Origin of the sequence: Streptomyces sp. yr375, from assembly GCF_900110755.1 — a bacterium.
In the GTDB taxonomy this organism is placed as follows: Bacteria; Actinomycetota; Actinomycetes; order Streptomycetales; family Streptomycetaceae; genus Streptomyces.
This window is the reverse complement of the sequence record NZ_FOFF01000114.1, coordinates 1-1,970: the sequence shown is the minus strand read 5'-3', so window position 1 is coordinate 1,970 and position 1,970 is coordinate 1. Positions and strand designations below refer to the sequence as shown.

1 protein-coding gene is annotated in these 1,970 nt (G+C 67.7%); it reads left to right on the top strand.

Features of this window, described 5'->3' with window-relative positions:
- Positions 1-36: 36 nt before the first annotated feature.
- Positions 37-1,970 (top strand): non-ribosomal peptide synthetase (locus BMZ82_RS39050; RefSeq protein ID WP_305729235.1); only part of this gene is annotated, 1,934 nt, incomplete at its 3' end.

The window sequence follows — 1,970 nt, the reverse complement described above, 5'->3', positions numbered from 1 at the left end:
CTGGGCACCCCGATCGCGGGCCGCACCGACGACGCGTTGGACGATCTGATCGGGTTCTTCGTCAACAACCTCGTGCTGCGCACCGACACGTCCGGCGATCCCACGTTCCGTGAGCTGCTCGGCCGAGTCCGCGAGACGAACCTCTCGGCGTACGCACATCAGGACGTGCCGTTCGAGCGCCTGGTGGAGGTGCTGAACCCGGAGCGGTCGTTGGCCCGGCATCCGCTCTTCCAAATCATGCTGGCCGTGCAGAACAACGCCGAGCCGCGCCTTGAACTGGCCGGTCTGGAGAGTGAGTTGCAGTCCGCCGGTATCCAGGACGTGAAGCTCGACCTGTGGTTCAACCTCATCGAGGAGCGCGACGGCATCGTCGGTGAACTCCAGTACGCGACCGACCTGTACGACGAGCACACGGTGCAGGCCCTCGCCGACCGGTTCGTCCAGACGCTGGCCGCGCTGACCGCCGATCCCGACCAGCGTGTCGGCCGGGCGGAGATCCTCACCTCCGGTGAGTTGGAGCGGCTTGGTGTCTGGTCGGCTGGTCCGGAGTGTGTGGTGCCGGGTGGGTCGTTGCCGGAGTTGTTTGCGGCGCGGGTTGAGCGCTCTTCGGGCGCGGTGGCTGTGGTCTCCGGGGACGTTGAGTTGTCGTACGAGGAACTGGCCGCCCGGGTGAAGGGGTTGGCGCGGTGGCTGGTCGAGCGGGGCGTTGGGCCTGGGCAGCGTGTGGTGGTGGCCCTGCCTCGGTCGGTGGAGTTGGTGGTGGCGTTGTTGGCGGTGCAGTGGGTGGGGGCTGCTTATGTGCCGGTGGATCCGGAGTATCCGGCGGAGCGGATCGCGCATATCCGTGAGGATGCGGGCGCGGTGTTGGTGCTGACGCCGGATGTGTTGCCGGCGCTTGACGGCTTGGGTGATGGTCCCGGGCCGGTGGTGGGTGGGGCTGCGTATGTGATCTATACGTCTGGTTCGACGGGGGTGCCGAAGGGTGTCGTCGTAGGTCAGTCGGCGTTGGTGAACTTCCTGACCTCGATGGCCGAGCGCTTCCCGATGACTCCGGCAGATCGCCTCGTTGCAGTGACCACCGTCGCGTTCGATATCGCTGGCCTTGAGTTGTTCCTGCCGTTGGTGCAGGGCGCTGCGGTGGTGATCGCGGATCGCGAAAGTGTGCGTGATCCGCACGCCCTGGCCGGGCTCGTGGTTCGGCATCGGGCGTCGGTGGTGCAGGGGACGCCGAGTCTGTGGCGGGCCGTGGTGGATCAGGCACCGGAGGCGGTGCGCGGCCTGCGGGTGCTGGTCGGCGGTGAGGCCCTACCGGCCGATCTGGCGTTGCGGCTAAGGGAGTTGGCGGCTGACGTCACCAATCTCTACGGGCCGACGGAGACGACCATCTGGTCCACGGCGGCGGTGGTGGATGCCGGGGGTGAGGTGTCGATCGGGTCGCCCATCGCCAACACCCGGGTGCATGTTCTCGACGACCGTCTCCGCCTCGTTCCGCCGGGTGTGGCGGGTGAGTTGTATATCGCCGGTGCGGGGTTGGCGTACGGGTATCACCGGCGTCCGGGGCTGACGGCGGAACGGTTCGTCGTCGATCCGTACGGTGCGCCTGGAGAGCGCATGTACCGCACCGGCGATGTGGTGCGCTGGCGCGCCGACGGGCAGCTTGAGTATCTGAGTCGCGCCGATCATCAGGTCAAGTTGCGGGGGCATCGGGTCGAGCCCGGTGAGATCGAGGCCGCGTTGATCCGCCATGGGGGTGCTGGGCAGGCCGTCGTGGTCATGCGGGAGGACGTTTCTGGTGATCAGCGTCTGGTCGCCTACGTCGTCCCGGGGGTTGAGGCCCTTGATCCGGATGCCTTGCGGGATGCGGTGGCCGGGCTGCTGCCCGCGTACATGGTGCCGTCGGCCTTCGTGGTCCTTGACGCGTTGCCGTTGACGCCGAACGGCAAGCTGGACCGGGCCGCTCTTCCGGTGCC